The 18,931-nt window shown below is 57.4% G+C and carries 14 protein-coding genes; 11 read left to right on the top strand and 3 right to left on the bottom strand.

The annotated features are described in order from the left end of the window. The first annotated feature begins 8 nt into the window (after window positions 1-8). Genes AC09SL_RS05640 through AC09SL_RS05625 form a run of 4 tightly spaced genes read left to right on the top strand, consistent with a single transcriptional unit; the run spans window position 9 to window position 6,960 of the window. Entirely contained in the window at window positions 9-1,220 is a 1,212-nt protein-coding gene (locus tag AC09SL_RS05640) for an efflux RND transporter periplasmic adaptor subunit (RefSeq protein WP_231139227.1), read from the top strand. Further along, window positions 1,217-4,420 (top strand): efflux RND transporter permease subunit, encoded by a 3,204-nt coding sequence (locus AC09SL_RS05635; protein ID WP_058542174.1) that lies wholly within the window; start codon window positions 1,217-1,219, stop codon window positions 4,418-4,420. Before AC09SL_RS05640 ends, AC09SL_RS05635 begins: the two co-directional genes overlap by 4 nt. A 1-nt stretch (window position 4,421) precedes the next feature. Further along, a complete protein-coding gene (locus AC09SL_RS05630; protein WP_058542173.1) occupies window positions 4,422-5,828 on the top strand; it encodes an efflux transporter outer membrane subunit in 1,407 nt (468 codons plus the stop codon). A gap of 55 nt (window positions 5,829-5,883) precedes the next feature. Further along, entirely contained in the window at window positions 5,884-6,960 is a 1,077-nt protein-coding gene (locus tag AC09SL_RS05625; protein ID WP_058542172.1) for an AI-2E family transporter, read from the top strand. Between the two features lie 17 nt (window positions 6,961-6,977). On the opposite strand, the gene AC09SL_RS05620 is transcribed toward AC09SL_RS05625, so the two are convergent. Then, a complete protein-coding gene (locus AC09SL_RS05620; protein ID WP_058542182.1) occupies window positions 6,978-7,319 on the bottom strand; it encodes a potassium channel family protein in 342 nt (113 codons plus the stop codon). 338 nt (window positions 7,320-7,657) lie between these two features. Here AC09SL_RS05620 and AC09SL_RS05615 point away from each other — a divergent pair, with 338 nt between their 5' ends. The 6 genes from AC09SL_RS05615 (at window position 7,658) to AC09SL_RS05590 (ending at window position 15,578) form a co-directional block, all read left to right on the top strand. After that, window positions 7,658-7,894, top strand: a complete 237-nt coding sequence (locus AC09SL_RS05615; protein WP_081264411.1) for a hypothetical protein — start codon at window positions 7,658-7,660, stop codon at window positions 7,892-7,894. A 131-nt stretch (window positions 7,895-8,025) separates the two neighbouring features. After that, window positions 8,026-10,491, top strand: a complete 2,466-nt coding sequence (locus AC09SL_RS05610; protein WP_231139229.1) for an Orn/Lys/Arg family decarboxylase — start codon at window positions 8,026-8,028, stop codon at window positions 10,489-10,491. 76 nt (window positions 10,492-10,567) lie between these two features. Beyond that, a complete protein-coding gene (potE, locus tag AC09SL_RS05605) occupies window positions 10,568-11,908 on the top strand; it encodes a putrescine-ornithine antiporter (protein ID WP_058542171.1) in 1,341 nt (446 codons plus the stop codon). Window positions 11,909-11,956: 48 nt separating this feature from the next. Next, window positions 11,957-12,862, top strand: a complete 906-nt coding sequence (locus AC09SL_RS05600; protein WP_058542170.1) for an amino acid ABC transporter substrate-binding protein — start codon at window positions 11,957-11,959, stop codon at window positions 12,860-12,862. A 432-nt stretch (window positions 12,863-13,294) separates the two neighbouring features. Beyond that, complete coding sequence (locus AC09SL_RS05595) at window positions 13,295-14,842, top strand: TerC family protein (RefSeq protein WP_058542169.1); 1,548 nt, start codon at window positions 13,295-13,297, stop codon at window positions 14,840-14,842. A 55-nt stretch (window positions 14,843-14,897) separates the two neighbouring features. Next, on the top strand, window positions 14,898-15,578 hold the full coding sequence (locus AC09SL_RS05590) for a class I SAM-dependent methyltransferase (RefSeq protein WP_058542168.1): 681 nt from the start codon (window positions 14,898-14,900) through the stop codon (window positions 15,576-15,578). Here the strand turns inward: AC09SL_RS05590 and AC09SL_RS05585 are convergent. Both AC09SL_RS05585 and AC09SL_RS05580 read right to left on the bottom strand, forming a co-directional pair. After that, the gene (locus tag AC09SL_RS05585; protein ID WP_058542167.1) at window positions 15,567-16,139 is read right to left on the bottom strand and encodes a phosphoglycerate mutase family protein; all 573 of its coding nucleotides are present in this window, start codon (window positions 16,137-16,139) and stop codon (window positions 15,567-15,569) included. The two genes, AC09SL_RS05590 and AC09SL_RS05585, sit on opposite strands and share 12 nt — an antisense overlap. Before the next feature lie 341 nt (window positions 16,140-16,480). Further along, window positions 16,481-17,722: an OprD family porin gene (locus tag AC09SL_RS05580; RefSeq protein WP_058542165.1), complete on the bottom strand. Its 1,242-nt coding sequence runs from the start codon at window positions 17,720-17,722 to the stop codon at window positions 16,481-16,483. 250 nt (window positions 17,723-17,972) lie between these two features. Between AC09SL_RS05580 and AC09SL_RS05575 the strand changes: the two genes are divergently transcribed. Continuing rightward, window positions 17,973-18,920, top strand: a complete 948-nt coding sequence (locus tag AC09SL_RS05575) for a LysR family transcriptional regulator (RefSeq protein ID WP_058542164.1) — start codon at window positions 17,973-17,975, stop codon at window positions 18,918-18,920. Window positions 18,921-18,931 lie beyond the last annotated feature (11 nt).

The raw sequence follows: 18,931 nt of genomic DNA, 5'->3' as shown, positions 1-18,931 counted from the left end.
TCGGGAACATGAACGTTGTCAGACAGCTCCTCGGCCTGCCCATCGTCGTTCTGATAGGGGTTTCAAGCCTGGTTGCCGGTTGCGGGAAAGAGCCTGTCACCCTCGCCCGTCAAGCTCCCGATGTGACGGTCATGACGGTCACCGCGCGCAACACCCCGGTGACCTTCGAATTCGTTGCCCAAACACAGAGCTCCCGCGAGGTAGAGATCCGAGCACGGGTTGCCGGCTTCCTGGAGAAGCGGCTTTACACCGAAGGCGATCTGGTCAAAAGCGGGCAAACGCTATTCCAGATGGACCGTAAACCGTTTGAAGCTTCGTTGCTGTCGGCCCAAGGCCAATTGGCTCAGCAACAGGCTCGCTGGGAAGTGGCCAAAGCCACACTGGCGCGCGTGCGTCCCTTGGCGGCGCAGAATGCGGTCAGCAAGATGGACCTGGACAATGCCGTCGGCGATGAGCGTCAAACCCGGGCCGCCGTACTTGCCGCCGAGGGTGCGGTTCGGACCGAACAGTTGAATCTGAGCTACACCACCATCGCCTCCCCCCTCACCGGCCTTTCAAGTTTCGCAAAAAAACAGGAAGGCAGTTACGTCACGCCAGGTGAATCCGGGCTATTGACCACCGTCTCACAAATGGATCCGATCTACGTCAACTTCAGCCTTTCGGAAAACGAGACGCTCAAGTACCGCGACGAGATCGCCTCCGGGCACCTCGTATTCCCTGTGCGCAGTGAGTTTGTCGTAGAAGTGGTGCTGGCCGACGGCTCAATGGTACCTGACCGCGGTCGCCTGAATTTTGCCGCGCCCTCTTATAGCCAGGACACGGGAACCTTCCTGGTCCGCGTCGTGGTGGCCAACCCGAACGGCCAACTGCGCCCCGGCCAGTTCGTACGGGCGCGGGCGATCGGAGCTTCCAGGCCGAATGCCATTGTGGTGCCGCAAAAGGCCGTTCTGGAGGGTGCCAAGAGCCACTTCGTCTGGGTGATCAATGCAGAAGGCAAGCCTGAGCAACGCATTGTCGAAGTGGGTGACTGGCATGGCGATGACTGGTTCATCACCAAAGGGTTGCTAGCGGGGGAACGCATAGTGGTCGACGGTGCGATCAGAGTGACGCCCGGAGGGCCGCTGAACATCGTCTCCCCCCCTCCCCCCGCGCAGGCAGGTGTGATAACGGCGAAACCGACAACTGCCAAATCGGTGCAAGACGATGGGCATAGCCCATGAGCATTTCACACTATTGCATTGATCGCCCCATCTTCGCTTCGGTGATCTCGATCATCATCACGCTGGCTGGCGCAGTAGCGATGGCAAAACTGCCGGTCGCCCAGTACCCGGATATTACACCACCGCAAATTACAGTTTCCGCGACTTACCCCGGTGCCGATGCACAGGTCGTGGCCAATAATGTGGCGGCGCCTATCGAGCAGCAAGTTAACGGCGCCGACAACATGATCTACATGAACTCGTCGAGCTCTGCGACGGGCAACATGACCCTCAACGTATTCTTCGAGATTGGCACTGATCCTTCTCTCGCCCAAGTGGATGTGCAGAACCGGGTCAATCTGGCCCTGCCGCAATTACCCTCCGCGGTGCAGAGCCAGGGTATTCAGGTACAGAAGAAATCCTCGGCGTTCATGATGGTGCTTGCCGTCTATTCGGCCGGCGACCGCTACGACAGCACCTATGTCGCCAACTACGCCAACCTCTACATCCTGGATGCGATCAAGCGTATTCCGGGGGCCAACCAAGCCAGTATTTTTGGCACGCCGGACTACGCCATGCGGATCTGGCTCAAACCCGATCGAATGGCCCAGTTGGGGATTACAGCCGCCGACGTACAAAGCGCGGTCACCAATCAGAACCAGCAATTCGCCGTAGGCCGTGTTGGCCAATCCCCGACGGGCCAGGCCGTGGAACAGTCCTTTGCCGTGACCACTCAGGGACGCCTGACCGAACCTGCGGAGTTCGAGAACATCATCCTGCGCGCTAGCAACGACGGGGCTGCAATCGTTCGCCTCAAAGACATCGGTCGTGCCGAGCTCGGGCAGAAAGACTACTCGTTGCGCAGCACCTATCAGGGGCGTCCGGCGACGCTGATTGCCGTATACCAACAACCCGGCGCCAACGCCCTCGATGTCTCCGCAGCGGTCACCAAAACCCTTGCAGACATGAAAATGACCTTTCCCGAGGGCATCGAATACAAGATCGTAATGGACACCACCGCATTTACCCGTGCGTCGATTTCCGAAGTGATACATACCTTTTTCGAAGCCCTGGTGCTGGTGGTGGTGGTGGTTTACATCTTCCTGCAGAGCCTGCGTGCCACGCTGATACCGGTGCTGGCGGTGCCAGTTTCGATTGTTGGTACGTTTATCGGCATGTCGGCCTTGGGGTTCTCCGTAAACATGCTGACCCTGTTCGGTATGGTATTGGCCATCGGCATCGTGGTGGACGATGCCATCGTCGTGATCGAAAACGTCGAACGCAACATGCACGTACACAAGATGAACCCCAAAGAGGCGGCCAAACGCGCCATGGATGAAGTGGCCGGCCCCGTGGTGGCTATCGTACTGGTGCTGTGCGCGGTGTTCGTCCCGGTGGCCTTCATGGGTGGCATCACTGGCCAGCTATATAAACAGTTCGCAATCACTATCGCTATTTCCGTGGTGATCTCTGGCTTGGTCGCCCTGACCCTGTCGCCGGCGCTGGCGGCCCTGCTGCTCAAGCCCCAACACGGCAAAAAGAACGCTTTTTTCCGCTGGTTCGAGCGTAGCTTCGAACGCATGACCGAGGGCTATTCGCGCTCGGTGGCATTCATGATCAAGCGTTTTGTCCTGGCATTGCTACTCTTTGCCGGCATGATCGCTTTGATCCTGCTGATGGCGCAGCGCATTCCCAGCGCATTCCTGCCACCGGAGGACCAAGGCTATCTGCTGGGGGCCGTGATCATGCCAGACGCCGCCAGCCTGGATCGCACCGGCGAGGTGGGCAAAGTCGCCAGTGACTTCTTCATGAACGATGAGGCCGTCGAAGGTGTCGCCATTGTTAACGGCTACAGCCTCCTCGACGGGCAGAACAAGAACAATGCCGCAGCCTTTTTCGTCGGCTTCAAGGATTTCGAGGAGCGCTACAAAGACTCGCAAACCGTCCTCGAACAAAGTGCTCCTGCGGTGATAAAGAAAGCTGCCCACGCCTTTTCCACCGTGCAGGGCGGCATCATTCTTCCTGTCAATCCGCCATCCATCCCTGGCCTGGGCACCACAGGCGGCATGGAGGTATGGGTTCAAAGCAAGGGAGACGCCAGCGTCGAACAGTTGGCTGAAGTGGTCGACAGCCTTGTTGCAAAAGCCAGGCAGCGCCCGGAACTCGGCGCCATTACTTCCACCTTTAATGCGTTTTCCCGGCAACTGCTGGTCAACGTAGACCGGGAAAAGGCAGAGACGCTGGGTGTACCGGTGGAAGACGTCTACAGCACCATGCAAACCATGTTCGGCTCGCTCTATGTTTCTCAATTCAACAAATTCAGCCGCCTATGGCAGGTGATTTTGCAGGCTGAACCGAACTATCGGCTCAAGGCTGAAGACCTGCAGCAGATTTACGTGCGCAGCAAAAACCTTCAGATGGTGCCGCTCAAAGCGCTGCTGACCACCCGCTACGTCACGGGCCCCGACCTGCTGACCCGTTTCAACAACTTCCCGGCGGTCAAACTCACCGCCAATGCGGCACCGGGCTACAGTTCCGGCCAGGCGCTCAAGGCCCTGGAAGAAATCAGCGCTGAAATCATGACCAACGACTACGCCCTGGCCTTGAGTGGCGAAGCCTTCGAGGAGAAAAAAAGTGGGGGGACCTCCTCTCAGGTGTTCATCTTCGGACTGATCATGGTGTTCCTGATCCTGGCGGCTCAGTACGAAAAATGGTCCCTGCCCGTCGGCGTTTTGCTGGCGGTGCCTTTTGCATTGTTCGGTGCACTGCTTGCCGTTTTGATCCGGGGGTTAAGCAATGACGTCTACTTCCAGATCGGCTTGACCATGCTGGTGGCTCTGGCGGCCAAAAACGCCATCCTCATTTTCGAGTTCGCGGTACTGAACCGGGAAAACGGCATGTCCGCCTACGATGCTGCAATGACTGCCGCCAAGGAGCGTTTGCGGCCTATCGTGATGACGTCCCTGGCGTTTATTTTGGGTTGCGTTCCGCTGGCCATCGCCGTCGGGGCATCCGAAAACAGTCGACACTCCATCGGTACCGGTGTGATCGGCGGGATGCTCGCGGCGACGGTTATCGCCATCTTCTTCATCCCGCTGTTCTACTACCTCGTTGAACGATTGACTGAGAAAAAAGGCTCGGTCAAACAAGCAACCCCGCCGCCTTCGTCGCCCGGGGAGATTCCCGAGGGCGCCCCCCTGCACAGACACGAGGGGGATTGAGATGCGCACACTTCATCTGCCGTTGTTGATTTGCCTGGGTCTGACGGGCTGCATGCTCGGCCCGGATTACCAGCGCCCCACCACAGACGCCCCGGCTGCCTATCGCTATGCGGACCAGGAGGCCAACAATCTGTCCAACACCCTGTGGTGGGAACAGTTCGAGGATCCGGTGCTCAATGACTTGATCCGCAGCGCGCTGGCCGAGAATAAGGACATCAAGATTGCCGCCGCCCGGGTCGAAGAATTCCAGGGGCGTTATGGCGTGGTGCGCTCGCAGATGTTTCCGCAAATCGGCATCGGGGCGCAAGGCAGTCGCTCCAGGGCACCGCGCGACAACGGCCCAGTACCATTGGACTCTGGCGTCGATCCGATTTACAAAAACTACCAGGCCACCCTCAATATGAGCTGGGAGTTGGACGTCTGGGGGCGTCTACGGCGGCTCAATGAGTCGGCGCGTGCGGACTTGCTGGCCTCAGAGGAAGGTCGGCGCACGGTCATTCTGAGCCTGGTATCGTCGGTGGCATCGAGCTACATAACGCTACGCGATCTTGACCGGCAACTGGAAATTGCCCGCACCACCGCCAAGGCCCGTGGCGACTCCTACGAAATTTTTAAATTGCGCTTTGGCGCCGGGACCATTTCCGAAATGGAACTGGCGCAAAACCTCTCCGAGTTCCAGCGCACCCAAGCTTCTATATCGCAATTCGAGTCCCAGGTGGCGCAACAGGAAAATAATCTGGCGGTGCTACTTGGGCGTAATCCAGGACCGATCATCAGAGGTCGTGATCTGACGCAACTCACCCTACCATCGGTCCCCGCCGGATTGCCTTCGGACCTGCTGGAGCGACGCCCCGATCTACGTCGGGCTGAACTGGACCTGATCTCCGCCAATGCCCGTATCGGTGCTGCCAAGGCCTTGTATTTTCCGACGATATCCCTGACTGGGCTGTTGGGCTCAGTCAGTAATCAACTTTCGAATTTGTTCACCGGGCCAGCTGCGACCTGGTCTTACGGCGTCTCCGCGAGCATGCCCATTTTCACCGCCGGAGGGATCGCCGGTGAGGTCCAACAGGCCGAGGCATTTCAACAACAAACCTTGCTGGTCTACCAACAGTCGATTCAATCAGCCTTCAGGGATGTAGAAAATGCGTTGGTGGCGGCGAGCAGATCCCGCGAGCAGATGGCTTCCCAAGCCAATCAGGTCGAGGCGTTGCGTACCTACACCCGGTTTGCGCGACTGCGCTACGACAACGGGTACACCAGCTACATAGAAGTCCTGGATGCAGAACGGAGCCTGTTCAATGCCGAGTTGAATTACACCCAAACCCGGGCGTCGGTGTTTACCGCCATGATCGATATTTACAAGGCGACAGGCGGAGGTTGGGTGACCGAGGCGGACAAACTTTAAACGCTAGCCGCGAACCTACTGCATACCTCTGCAGCCCTCTGCAAGGAGACAATCAATGGAGCCTTCACCGGTCGTTGAGAAAACGTTTTCTCGTAGTCTGCTCGACGTACTGATTCGTGCCGGGCTGATTGCCGTTCTGGTGATTTTTTGCTTCCAGATATTCAGCCCGTTTCGGGATCTGATGCTTTGGTCACTGATTCTGGCGATCACACTCTATCCTTTGCAATGCCGACTGAAGGGCATGCTGGGGCAAAAGGACGGGTACATCTCGACGCTGATCGTGTTCAGTACCATCAGTATTCTCATGGTACCGATCTATCTGTTGGGCACCTCCATCGCCGACTCGGTGAACAGTGTCATGGGGCTGCTCAAGAGCGGCAATTTACACGTTCCACCTCCGACCGATTCAGTCGCCGCGTGGCCACTTGTGGGCAAGCCGCTGTATGACCTCTGGCTGCAGGCCGCCTCCGACCTGCCCGAACTTATGTACAAGCTCGTACCGCAGATCAAAGGGGTCAGCCTGACACTGTTGAGCAAGCTCGCCGGGGTCAGCATGGGTTTGATCAGCTTCATCTTCGCCCTGGTCATCGCCGGAATAATCATGGCCCATGGGGAAAACGGCAGTCGTAGCGCGGTGCAGATCGCTTCGCGCTTAAGCGGTCCGATCAGGGGGCCGAAAATTGCTGCACTGTGCACGGCCACCATCCGTGCGGTGGCAATGGGGGTGGTCGGCATTGCCTTCATCCAGATGATGCTCATTGGTGTCGGCTTTGTGGTCATGGGTATCCCCGGCGCAGGTCTGTTGGCCCTGGCGGTGCTGCTGATTGGCATCATTCAGCTGCCAGCGACACTGATTACCGTTCCGGTGATCGTCTTCGTTTTCGTTACCGAGGGTGCCAGCACGGCGACCATCGTGTTCTCCCTCTATGTCTTCGTCGCCGGCCTGGTGGACAACGTACTCAAGCCACTGCTGTTGGGACGCGGTGTCGATGTGCCGATGCCGGTGGTACTGATCGGTGCTTTGGGGGGCATGGTCACCAGCGGCATCATCGGGTTGTTCATCGGCCCGGTGGTGCTTGCTGTCGGTTATCAACTGTTCTGGCAGTGGGTACGTGCCTCGCCAGAGGACTAGCGGCAGAACCAAACGCTCTACTTTTCCGAATCTACCGTTCGTACTGCGATTTCGATGGCTCGGATACTGATCGATGCAAATATTGCAGTCATCAGAATGCCGTTAAAACCGAGCAGGATCGCAAGTACGCGAGAGATGGCCAACTTCGGCGCGAAGTCCCCGTAACCGATGGTCAAACCCGTCACGAAGGCAAAATAGATGCCGTCAAGAGGATGCCATGTTTCCAGATAGCTGATAATGAGACCGAATAGCACAATTAAAAAAATGAGTAGAGACAAAATCGGCCAGACCACATGAAAGTAGAACCACACTGCTTTGTAGAACTCCCGACGGACGTGCGTTGCATGGGTGACGTTCATCTCATGGGCTTCCTGATGTTTACTTTGCTGGCATTTGAATGCCGCGACCTTGATCAACATCCTTGAGCTTGGCACAAGATTCTCGAGTCTGATGACAAAGTCTGATCGTGTACGCGCAGAACAGGTATTGAGCAAGCATATTAGTGTCCGATGTACGGTATTGGACGATGGATAGAAAGGTGAGCAATGTTGATCCTGATCAATAGTTTTCCGGTTGATCGAGTACACGCTGACAATAACGCAAGGCCATGGATTGCTCACCGTCGGCGTACTCAGAAGACGGAGGATGACTCTGCATAGGTCGGGATGATTCAACCCTGCACTGCCGAAGCGCCATAATGAACATCTATATTGAAAAAGATCCTGCACAAAATCGCTGGTGGGTTCACATGGATCTGTGGGCCGTAAGTTTCCATAGTCGTGAGGGAGCGGTATCTTTTGTCGAGCGATTGAACGCACGAATTAATGCGCCGCACTCTCTGATACCGGAGGTGAAGACCCAAGAGTTTTCCAAAGGCCCACCGCTCGTTCAGAACGAATTACCTCAATCGATAAAGCAACTTTCTCAAGCCTGATACACATGTTTTTTTTGGGGAAAGGTAAAGTGAAAATACCGACTACCTGAAATGGGCATCCGCACAATTGTGCCTATTGGGAGCTAGATTTGTGAACGACTTAAAGATCGCCACCAGCAAGTCGGTTCGTAATGGCCTCCCTATTACCCGCAAAATTGTTTCCTTTAACAACACTGTTCCGCGCAAACAAGTGCAGCACCAACAAGACCCATGTCGGCATCCTGGCGAGCCTCCTGTGGCAGAAAGGCATCGCCCCTGATAAATGCGATTTCAACTCGATTCCAAGGGAGGCGCCCATGAGTCGCTCGCAAACACGGTTACCCGCCGACTTGGCGCAGCGCTTCCCCGTATTGATCGTGGCCAATGCTCTGGAAACCGACGACAACATTCTGGTGCGCAGTGTCAAATCCATCGCCACAGCGCTGCACGAGAATGAAATGGCAGTTGAATGGGTAAGATCTCTTGAAGAGGCCCTAATCGCCATCAAGGCAAACTCGACCTACTGCTGCGCGATCATTGGCTGGGGGCTGTGTGAGAGCGCGCCTGATCAGGCTCTGCAACTTATCCAGCTGATGCGCCGGCGAACGGCTCATCTACCGATCATGCTGGGGATGAGCCACGCCCATCAGAGCCGGGTACCGTTGGCATTTATCGAATGCATTGACGGGTTTATCTGGCAGCCTGAAGACAGCACCGAGTTCATTGCCGGGCGCATAGAAGCGGCAGCCCGCCGCTACCTGGATACTATCCTGCCGCCGTTCTTCGGCGCATTGGTCAACTTTGCCGATACGCACGAGTATTCTTGGCATACCCCTGGCCATACCGGCGGCACCGCATTTATGAAAACTGCTGTCGGACGTACGTTCCTCGATTTCTATGGTGAGCAGATGCTTCGCTCCGACCTCAGTGTATCGGTCGGTCCATTGGGGTCGCTGAATGACCACTCAGGCCCCATAGATGAAGCGGAGAAGTATGCTGCTCGGGTGTTCGGTGCCGACTTCACCTTTTTCTCGGTCGGAGGCAGTTCGGCGAGTAACGAGATCGTCCTGCATTCGGCAGTGACCGACGGCGACACCGTGCTGGTCGATCGCAATTGTCACAAGTCTTTGAACTATGCGTTGAACATGTCCGGGGCGGTGCCGCTGTACTTGCGTCCAAGACGCAATGCTCGGGGTCTGATTGGTCCGGTCCCGTTTATGGAACTGACGCCGGCTGCAGTTGCCCGAAAAATCGCCGACAGCCCGCTGGTGACCGATAAACAAGCGCGCCCCGTGCTCGCGGTCCTGACCAACTCGACCTACGATGGCCTCTGCTATAACGTGCAAACCACCACTCGCGAGCTGAGCCAGAGCGTTGACCGTATCCACTACGACGAAGCCTGGTATGCCTATGCGCGCTTCAACCCGCTTTACGAAGGCCGGTATGGCATGCACCGTGGCGAACGCTATCCTGACGATGCCACCGTCACAGTCACTCACTCCACCCACAAGTTACTGGCAGCGCTTTCACAGGCTTCGATGATCCATGTCCGATCGGGAAAGGTTGAAGTCAAGCCGGCCCTGTTCAACGAAGCTTTCATGATGCACACCTCGACGTCCCCGCAATACAGCCTCATCGCCTCGATTGATGTCTCGTCAAAAATGATGGATGACGCAGGGACCTACCTGACCGATGAGTCCATCGACGAGGCGATCGCCTTCCGCCTGGCCATGGCCCGCCTGAGCAATGAGATACGAGAGCGAGATGGCAGTGATTGGTGGTTTGGTGTCTGGCAACCCGATGAAGTCAATGGTGTTTCTTTTGCTGAACTCAACCCTGAAGTTCTGCACCACGGCGATGCCTGGGTACTCAAACCGGAGGCCAGTTGGCATGGCTTCGGTGACTTGGGCACTGATTACTGCATGCTCGACCCGATCAAGGTCACGGTGCTGACGCCTGGCCAGACGGTCGAGGGCCGGATGGAGGACAGCGGTATCCCCGCACCGCTAGTGTCGTCGTTCCTCTCCAGTCGCGGCATCGTGGTCGAGAAAACCGAGCCGTATTCAATTCTCGTGCTGTTCAGCCTAGGCGTGACCAAAGGTAAATGGGGCTCGCTGATCGCCGGTTTGATGGAGTTCAAGAAACACTATGAGAGCAACACGCCGCTGGAGCAGGTCCTGCCCGAGTTGGTCCACAACCACGCCGAGCGCTATAGCGATATGGGGCTCAAGGACCTGGCCGAAGCCATGCACCAGGACATGATCAGCTCACAGATGCTGCGCAACATGGATGCGGCCTACACCTTGCTGCCGGACCCGGTCGCTTCGCCTCGGGCCACCTACGCCAGATTGGTAAAAGGCGATATTGAGCAGATCGCAGTGTGCGACATGCTGGATCGCACCGTGGCCGTGCAGATCGTGCCTTATCCGCCGGGCATTCCATTGATGATGCCCGGAGAAAAAGCGGGGGCCGATAAAAAGGCCATCGTCGATTACTTGTTGGCGATGGAGCTGTTCGATGGCCATTTCCCAGGCTTCGAACATGACAATCATGGTGTGGAGATCGAGCGTGACAGCTCGGGTCGGCCAACCTACAAGGTCTATGTGGTCAAAAACTGAGGTTCAGCCCTTTCCCCGACGAGTCGTCAAGCGCCGGACTCAGGGTCAATGCGTTGCACAGATCAAGGAGTTTCCGATGGCCGACTCAAACAAGAAAATGAGCCTAATGGGGCTCACTACATTGGTGACGGTGAACATGATGGGGTCGGGCATCATCATGTTACCGACGAGCATGGCGCAACTCGGTGCCGTTTCATTGCTGTCATGGATCGTCACCGCCATAGGTTCCATGGCCATCGCTTACTGTTTTTCCCAGTGCGGCATCTACTGTCCGCGCTCAGGCGGTTTGTCCGCCTATACCGAAGAGGCGCATGCCAAATCAGGCTTCTTTCTCTGCTCGTACTTGTACTTCCTTTCGCTGGCCATCGCCAACGTGGCGGTCGCCATCTCTGCGGTGGGCTACATGACATCGTTCCTGCCCTGGTTGGGCAGTGGTGCCATTCCGCTGTTCATAGGAACCGTCGGCTTGCTCTGGCTGACCACCGTGGCCAACTTTGGTGGCCCCGCAATTACCGGCAAAATCGGTGCGATTACCGTATGGGGCGTGATCATTCCGGTGGCAGGCTTGAGCATCATCGGTTGGTTCTGGTTCAAACCCGAAGTGCTGGCTGAAGCCTGGAACCCGAACAACCTGCCAATCTCCGAAGCCATTGGCAAAGCTATTCCCCTGACCCTGTGGGCCTTCCTCGGCATGGAGTCAGCCGCGCAAGCCTCCGATGCGGTAGAAGATCCCAAGCGTACTGTGCCGCTGGCCTGCCTGTTAGGCACGCTGGGAGCGGCAGTGGTCTATGTGCTGTCGACCACGGTCATCCAGGGCATCATACCTAACGCCGAACTGGCCAATTCATCGGCCCCTTTTGCGCTGGTCTATGCGCAAATGTTCAACCCTCTCGTGGGCAATATCATCATGGCGCTGGCGGTGATAGCTTGTGTCGGCTCGCTGCTTGGCTGGCAGTTCACCTTGGCGCAAACGGCCAAGATGACGGCTGACCAGGGCATGTTTCTAAAACTGTTCAGCAAGGTCAGCGCACGGAACGCACCCATTGTCGGCATGCTCGTCTGCGGGGTGTTGCAGACCTTGTTGGCGCTGTCGACCATTTCGCCCAATGCCAGTGCGCAATTCGGAAAGCTGGTGAGCCTGGCGGCTGTGACGAACTTGATCCCCTACGTGACGGCGGCCACTGGCCTGCTGGTCATGATGTACAAAGCCAAAGTCAGTACAAGCGTATACACCCGCAACACGGCGCTGTTACTGATAGCCGTGGCCTATTCGTTGTACGCCCTCTATTCCTGCGGCAAGGATGCGGTATTCGGTGGCACCCTGGTCCTTGCGTTCGGCTACTTGCTCTATGGCTTTCTCGCCAAACGTTTTGTCGAGACACCGCCAACCGTTCAGACCCGGGCCGACAACCCTTGACCGTTGATTTCAGGACAGCACTTTCATCTGAATTCGGGGAACCAGAATATGAACGCGAAACTGACCAAAGCCAATGACCTGCTGCTTGTGTGCCTGCTCACGCTGGCACCGGTACTCGCTACTGCCAATACCCTTGAGCGCGTGCGGGCAAGCAATACTTTCACCCTCGGTTATCGGCCGGACTTCGCCCCTTTTAGCGTCCAGGCGGAGGATAAAGCCAAGGGTTATGCCATAGATATCTGCCTGAGAATCGCCGACAAGGTCAAGACCGAGCTGGGTTTGCCCGGGCTGGAGATACGTTACCAGCCCGTCACGGTCACCGACGAGATGAGCGCCGTCAGCTCGGGCAAGATCGACATTCTCTGTACGCCGACCCCTCCCACACTGGAGCGGCGCAAGGCTGTGAGCTACTCGGTACCGATCTATACCGCCGGCCTCTCGGTCGTGGTGCGCCAGGATGCATCCGAGGCGTTGCTCAATGTGCTTAATGGCAAGGTGGCTCGTACCGGGCCAACCTGGCGAGCGACTGTCAACCGTGGGTTGTCCAACCAGACCTATGCCACCCTCGCCGGCGGAGTCTCCGAGACATGGCTCCACCAGCAAATGCGATTGCTGGGTGTGGTGGCCACTCTGGTCACCGTAGAGAACACCGACACAGGCCTTAAACAGGTTTCCGAAGGCAAGGCCGACGCCTTCTTCGCTGAACGCATGATGCTTGAGAACCTGCTCAATACAAATTATGCCGCCGGGAATCTGGTTCTACTGGATCGTATTTTTGAATACGCACCGACAGCAATGGCGGTGGATCGAGACGATGAAAATTTCCGCTTGCTGGTCGACACGACGCTGAGTGAAATGTATCGCTCCGGCGAGATTGAGCAGGCATTCGACAAGTATTTGGGTGGCGCCAGCAGCACCGCCAAAAAGCTGTTCAAGGTTTATGCAATACCGTAGCGACAAACCAGAGATATCGGGACCAATCAACACGCATCGGCGGGTCCGTATAAAGCGAGCTGACCTCACGGGCGCCGCCTGCATGCTCTCCGTCACGGCTGGGGCTGAAGTCATAGACCACCGCTGCCAACGCCGTGGAGCGAGATCAAGAAAAGAGGCGCGAATGCGGCCCTCTTTTCCGGAGCAGATACAACGCACAGCTTTCTCATCGTTCACTGCCCTGTCAGATCCTGTAATAAATCGTCTCGTATGAAGTATTGGAAACCGTTGTAGGATTTCTTCCCCTATTATTTCCAGGTCTGTATGAACACCCTCCAGGAACCTCCCAGTCGCCTTTCGAAGAACCGTTTTCCCTCCGTCGCCCCTGCGCCCCACATACGCTCGTTGCAGCACCCTTCCCTCACATTGATCATCCGAGGGAGCGAATAACCCATGGAATGGATCGTCGACCCCACGGCATGGCTGGGCCTGCTGACTTTGATCGTGTTGGAGCTGGTGCTCGGCATCGATAACCTCGTATTCATCGCCATCCTCGCGGACAAACTTCCGCCCGAGCAGCGCGACCGTGCCCGTATCATCGGCCTGTCCCTGGCGTTGCTGATGCGCCTTGGCCTCCTCGCCAGCATCTCCTGGATGGTGACGTTGACCAACCCGCTGTTCGAGATATTCGGCAAGACATTCTCGGGACGGGACTTGATCATGCTGTTCGGCGGCGTGTTCCTGTTGTTCAAGGCAACCATGGAGTTGCATGAGCGACTCGAGGGCCACGTGGCGCAACGTTCCAGCAATGCCGCCTATGCGATGTTCTGGCCTATCGTTGCGCAGATTGTGGTACTGGACGCGGTTTTTTCCCTGGATGCGGTGATCACCGCCGTGGGTATGGTGGAGCACCTGTCGATCATGATGATCGCAGTGATGTTCTCTATCGGCTTGATGATGATCGCGAGTAAACCGCTGACAAAATTCGTCAACGGCCACCCTACCGTCATTATGCTGTGCCTGGGTTTCCTGATGATGATCGGATTCAGCCTCACCGCTGAGGGCCTTGGTTTTCACATCCCGAAAGGCTACTTGTACGCCGCGATTGGTTTCTCGATCCTGATTGAATTGTTCAACCAGCTGGCGCGCTCGCGTCGCAAGAAAAGCCTGCAAGGTCTACGGCCGATGCGCGAGCGTACCGCTCATGCGGTGTTGCGCCTGCTGGGCGGTCAAAAGCTGGGGGCCGATGAAGTCGGCGAGGAAATCGCCGACATGCTGGAAGGCGACGAACCGGAGCAGGTTTTCCATCGGCGCGAACGGGTCATGATCAGTGGCGTGCTGCAATTGGCCGAGCGCCCGATACGCAGTGTGATGACGCCTCGTGCGCAAATCGACTACCTCGACTTGGCAGATGCTGCGCAAGAAATCCGTACGGCGCTGATGCACTCTTCTTACTCCCGCTTGCCGTTGATTCGGGATGGACGCGTGGATGAGCCACTAGGCTTTGTCCATAAGAAGGAACTGCTTAAGGAAATACTGGCAGGCAATCAGCCGAATCTGGAAGTCATGGCGCGCAAAGTCGTCAACCTGCTCGACAGCTTCACGATCCTTAATGCACTGGAGCAAATGCGTAAGGAGTCGACCCACATCGCGTTCGTGGTGAACGAGTTCGGTGACTTCGTGGGGCTTCTCACGATGACTGACATCCTGGAATCCATTGCAGGTGAACTGCCGGATGCCAGTGAAATCGAAGGCCCGAACATTGTTCCCCAGCAAGAGGGTTTTCTCGTCAGCGGTGCCCTGAATCTCAGCCAAGTTCGCGAACACATCGGCTTCCAGGCGAAAGCAACGGAAAATTACCAGACGCTTGCCGGGTTAGTGATGAGCCTGCTGGATCGCTTGCCAATCATTGGAGACACGCTCAACTGGCAAGGGTGGAGCATGACCGTGATGGAGGTTGAAGAACGTCGGGTGACCAGGGTGCTGTTGCGCAAGGAATAAGCCTGGAAGGAGGCGATTGGCCTATGCTTAGCCAATCCATTGCGGAGCTGGATCAATGTCGTCCTCGGAAGCCACCCTCCTCCAAAGCTGGCACCACAACGCCCAGTTCTGGATCGAAGCCATCCGCACGGGGGCTATCGAAAGCCGGCTGACGGTCACGGACCAGGCCATGCTACTGGCGGTGCAGAGCCGCCAGCCCGAGCGCGTGCTCGATCTGGGCTGCGGCGAAGGCTGGCTGTTGCGGGCGCTGGCTGAACGGGGCATCGAAGCGGTTGGTGTGGATGGTGACGCGACGCTGGTCGATGCGGCGCGGGCGGCGGGTTCCTCGTCGGTGCATCTGGCAAGCTATGACGCGCTGGTGGAGGCGAAGGTGGACGTCGGCAGCGGCTACGACCTGATCTGCGCCAATTTCGCCCTGCTGCACCAGGACATCATCCCATTGCTCACCGCGATGAACGCCCTGCTCTGCCCAGGCGGCGCGCTGGTGGTTCAGACGCTGCATCCATGGACCATGGCCGCAGGCGATTATCAGGACGGTTGGCGAGAAGAAACCTTCGATGGGTTCAAGGGCCAATGGCAACCCATGCCGTGGTATTTCCGGACGTTGTCCAGTTGGCTCAATGCACTGGACATGGCCGGCTTTCGACTGGTCGGCCTGCAGGAACCGCAGCACCCACAAAGCCCGATGCCGCAGTCATTGCTGCTGGTGGCCGAGCAATCCCCGTCATGGCGTTAGCAACTCGACGGTAAAACACCCCGAGCGATAAACCCTGCGCGCCTGCAGTCCGCGCTTTTGCAGGGTTTTCCTGACGGTTCTGAGAAACATGCCGTGAGAGACAACGATCGTGGTCTTCCCTGATTCGCCGCAGCTTTTGTAAAGCTCATCGGCGACACCGAGCGCCCGCTGGTGTTCGGCTTTTCGGCTGGCGGCCCCCATTGAAATCCCCAGCAACCACAGGATCCTGTGCAACGCGAACCAACGCCTCAAACCCATTTTCAAGACGGGAATGCTGCTCAGCCGCAGGTCGTACTCGCGTAATCGAACATCCTGTTGGATACGTGTGGCATCGAATAGCTGGCATGCCGTCGCGTAGGCTCTGTTTACGGGCGAGGAAATGATGTTGGCTTCGGTCGCCAAAAGCACTTGAGACAAGTCCGGTTGTCTCAGGAATGCGGCAATTTCGTCTTCGTCGATGGATGAGGTCTGATTGTATTCATCCAGAAGCAGCTTGGCTGAATGCGCATTGCAGGGCTTGTAATCGATCAACGGCGTGGCATGACGTATCAGGTAAATCACAACAACAGCTCCTTTGTTTCCGGTAAATCCCTTTCGAAGAGCACCTGTATACCCGTAACGACGCCATTGATCGAGTTCGGTAAAGATGACACGTGCGCCCGCTCGGCTGAAAGGACTGTGCACGAGCTGTGTAGGAGCTGTGCAGGGAGCTGGTAGGAGCTGGTAGGAGCTGTGTGGAGCTGTGTAGGAGCTGTCGAGTGCAACGAGGCTGCGATCTTTCCCCTGACACTTGAATCTCAAGCGAAAGATCAAGATCAAGATCAAAATCAAAAGATCGCAGGCTTCGCCAGCTCCTACAGAACCCAGCGGGAGCATGCTTTGGCCAAAATTTTGTCGGGAGCTTACCAAAGCGCCATCGTGTAGCTGACGATCAACCGGTTTTCATCCAGGTCGTTGCCAAAATTCGAGCGCACCGTCGCGTTGCGCCATTTCAAGCCCAGCCCCTTCAACGTGCCGTCCTGCACGACATAGGCGATATCCGTGTTGCGCTCCCATTCCTTGCCTTCGCCCGGTGCGCTGCGCTGGACGTTGTCGCCAGTGATGTAGCGGGTCATAAAGGTCAACCCAGGTACGCCAATGGCGGCAAAGTTGTAGTCATAACGCGCTTGCCAGGAGCGCTCGTCGATGTTGGCGAAGTCGCCGATCTGCACAAAGTTGACCAGGTAGGGATCGCTGCGTCCGATGTACGGGAACGGATCGTCGCCGCTCATGCGCTGGTAGCCCAGGCCCAACGCATGCCCCGCCAGGCTGTAGGTAAACAGGGCGCCGAAGGCCTGGTTGTCGAGTTCGCGAAAACTGCCGTCTTCGGTGCTGCGCGAATAGCGCACGTCACTCTTGAACGACTGGCCTGCGCCCAGGTCCAGGGTGTGGACGAAGCCGAGGTAGTTTTGCTGGTAGATGTCTTCCAACAGGCTATAGCGGTATTGCGCCGTGAGGTTCGGCAGGAACTGATAGTCCGCTCCGGCGAACTGGAACTTGTCGCTGCTGCCGCCGATGCGGTTGGCGGTCATGTCTTGGTAGTCGGTGGAGTCGACAAAGTTGATCTGCGTGAGTTGCCCGGCGGTCAGCTTCAAGCGATCGATTTGCTGCACGCTCAGCAAGCCGCCCTTGAAGGTTCCCGGCAACAGGCGCGTGTCGTTGGAACTCACCGCCGGGTCCTTGATCTGCAAGGTTCCCAGCTTCAAGGTGCTGTTGGAAACGCGGACTTTGGCGGTCAGGCCCAGTTCGCCATAGCGGTCTTGTGAGCCGCCAGACAAATCCGCCGGCAACAGGTTGGTGCCCGCTGTACCGCCCCCAGAGTCCAGTTTGAAGCCGGCCATGCCCAAGGCATCGAGGCCCAAACCCACGGTTCCGGCGGTGTATCCCGACTCCATCCGCAGCAAAAAGCCCTGCGCCCATTCTTCGGCCTTATCCCGTGCTCCCTTCTGGCGGAAGTCGCGGTTGAAATAGAAGTTGCGGGCCTCCAGGCTGCCTTTGCTGTCGGCGATGAAGTCGGCCTGGGCGTTCGGCACGCCAATCAGACTCAGGCCGAGCAAGGTGCTCGCCGAAGTGCAGGTCCAACGAAGGAATGTGGCGTGTTGCATGGCGCGCTCCTTTTATGGGCGCGAGCGAACCCTCCAGGGCTGTGCGCACGCCTCGTTATTGTTGTCATGGGATGCCGACGCAGTGGGCCTGGGTCGTGGAGCGGATTCTTTGCGGCGAATCGGCACAACGTCAAACGGGAAAAAAGCCGGATCGGACATAAGAAAATTTGATGCGCCCAACGGCCCGATCTGGAGTAACAATTGCAAAATAATTGCAATCACAAGAACCACACGCACCCAGAGAGCCTCCATGAACCTCAAATTCCTCGAAACCTTTGTCTGGGTCGCCCGGCTACAGAGTTTCAGCCTCACCGCCGAGAAGATGTTCAGCACCCAGGCGGCGATCTCCAGCCGGATCGCTTCGCTGGAAGAGGAGTTGGGCCTGCGCCTGTTCGTACGGGACTCACGCGGGGTTTCGCTGACACCCGAAGGCCTCAAGGTGCTCGACTACGCCGAACAGATGCTCGATGTGCAGCGGGCGTTGAAGCAGTCACTGGACACCACCAGCCCGCAACAAGGCCTGGTGCGCATCGGCGTGATGGACACGGTGATTCACACCTGGCTCAGCCCCTTGATGTCGATGCTGATGCAAGCCTTCCCCGCCGTGGAAATTGAAATCACCGCCGATGCCGCGCGCAATCTCTGTGAGCAATTGCAGAAAGGCTACCTGGACATCGTGTTCCAGACCGATCTGGTCCGCCATGAAAGCGTGCGCAACCTGGAACTGGGTCACTACCCCATGCACTGGATCGCTGCCAGCCAGTCGATCTACGCCCGCCCCTATGCGTCGCTGGTGGAGATGGCCGGCGAGCGCATCATCACCTTCGTCAAGCATTCGCGACCGCATCAGGATGTACTCAATTTGTTGTACGCCCATGGCGTGAGTGCGCCGCGGGTCAGTTGCGTCAACTCGGTGTCGGCCATGACCCGATTGATTCGCGACGGATTCGGCATCGGCGCCTTGCCCGCCGCGCTGGTGGCCAAGCCCCTGTCCAGCGGCGAATTGATCCAGCTCGAACCCGGCACCGCCCTGCCCCAACTCGACGTCGTTGCCTCGTGGCGCGCGGGTGTCGGCCTGGAACTGATCGAGAACATCGTCCAGATGAGTCGCCAGGTGGTCAGCCAGTACGCCGTTGATGTCGGGCCGCAACGCATGGTGGTGGCTCCCGGGCTGAACAGCCAGCCACCTCTTGAATAACTTTTTGTTGT

The organism is Pseudomonas sp. PF05 (assembly GCF_056521845.1).
Note: the sequence above shows the minus strand (reverse complement) of the source record. Positions and strands in the feature narration are given on the sequence as shown.

What these genes read in the sequence shown, in the direction of transcription:
- AC09SL_RS05640 (WP_231139227.1), top strand. Translation starts at nt 9, where the DNA reads ATGAACGTTGTCAGACAGCTCCTCGGCCTGCCCATCGTCGTTCTGATA.
- AC09SL_RS05635 (WP_058542174.1), top strand. Translation starts at nt 1,217, where the DNA reads ATGAGCATTTCACACTATTGCATTGATCGCCCCATCTTCGCTTCGGTG.
- AC09SL_RS05630 (WP_058542173.1), top strand. Translation starts at nt 4,422, where the DNA reads ATGCGCACACTTCATCTGCCGTTGTTGATTTGCCTGGGTCTGACGGGC.
- AC09SL_RS05625 (WP_058542172.1), top strand. Translation starts at nt 5,884, where the DNA reads ATGGAGCCTTCACCGGTCGTTGAGAAAACGTTTTCTCGTAGTCTGCTC.
- AC09SL_RS05620 (WP_058542182.1), bottom strand. Translation starts at nt 7,319, where the DNA reads ATGAACGTCACCCATGCAACGCACGTCCGTCGGGAGTTCTACAAAGCA.
- AC09SL_RS05615 (WP_081264411.1), top strand. Translation starts at nt 7,658, where the DNA reads ATGAACATCTATATTGAAAAAGATCCTGCACAAAATCGCTGGTGGGTT.
- AC09SL_RS05610 (WP_231139229.1), top strand. Translation starts at nt 8,026, where the DNA reads ATGGCCTCCCTATTACCCGCAAAATTGTTTCCTTTAACAACACTGTTC.
- potE (WP_058542171.1), top strand. Translation starts at nt 10,568, where the DNA reads ATGGCCGACTCAAACAAGAAAATGAGCCTAATGGGGCTCACTACATTG.
- AC09SL_RS05600 (WP_058542170.1), top strand. Translation starts at nt 11,957, where the DNA reads ATGAACGCGAAACTGACCAAAGCCAATGACCTGCTGCTTGTGTGCCTG.
- AC09SL_RS05595 (WP_058542169.1), top strand. Translation starts at nt 13,295, where the DNA reads ATGGAATGGATCGTCGACCCCACGGCATGGCTGGGCCTGCTGACTTTG.
- AC09SL_RS05590 (WP_058542168.1), top strand. Translation starts at nt 14,898, where the DNA reads ATGTCGTCCTCGGAAGCCACCCTCCTCCAAAGCTGGCACCACAACGCC.
- AC09SL_RS05580 (WP_058542165.1), bottom strand. Translation starts at nt 17,722, where the DNA reads ATGCAACACGCCACATTCCTTCGTTGGACCTGCACTTCGGCGAGCACC.
- AC09SL_RS05575 (WP_058542164.1), top strand. Translation starts at nt 17,973, where the DNA reads ATGAACCTCAAATTCCTCGAAACCTTTGTCTGGGTCGCCCGGCTACAG.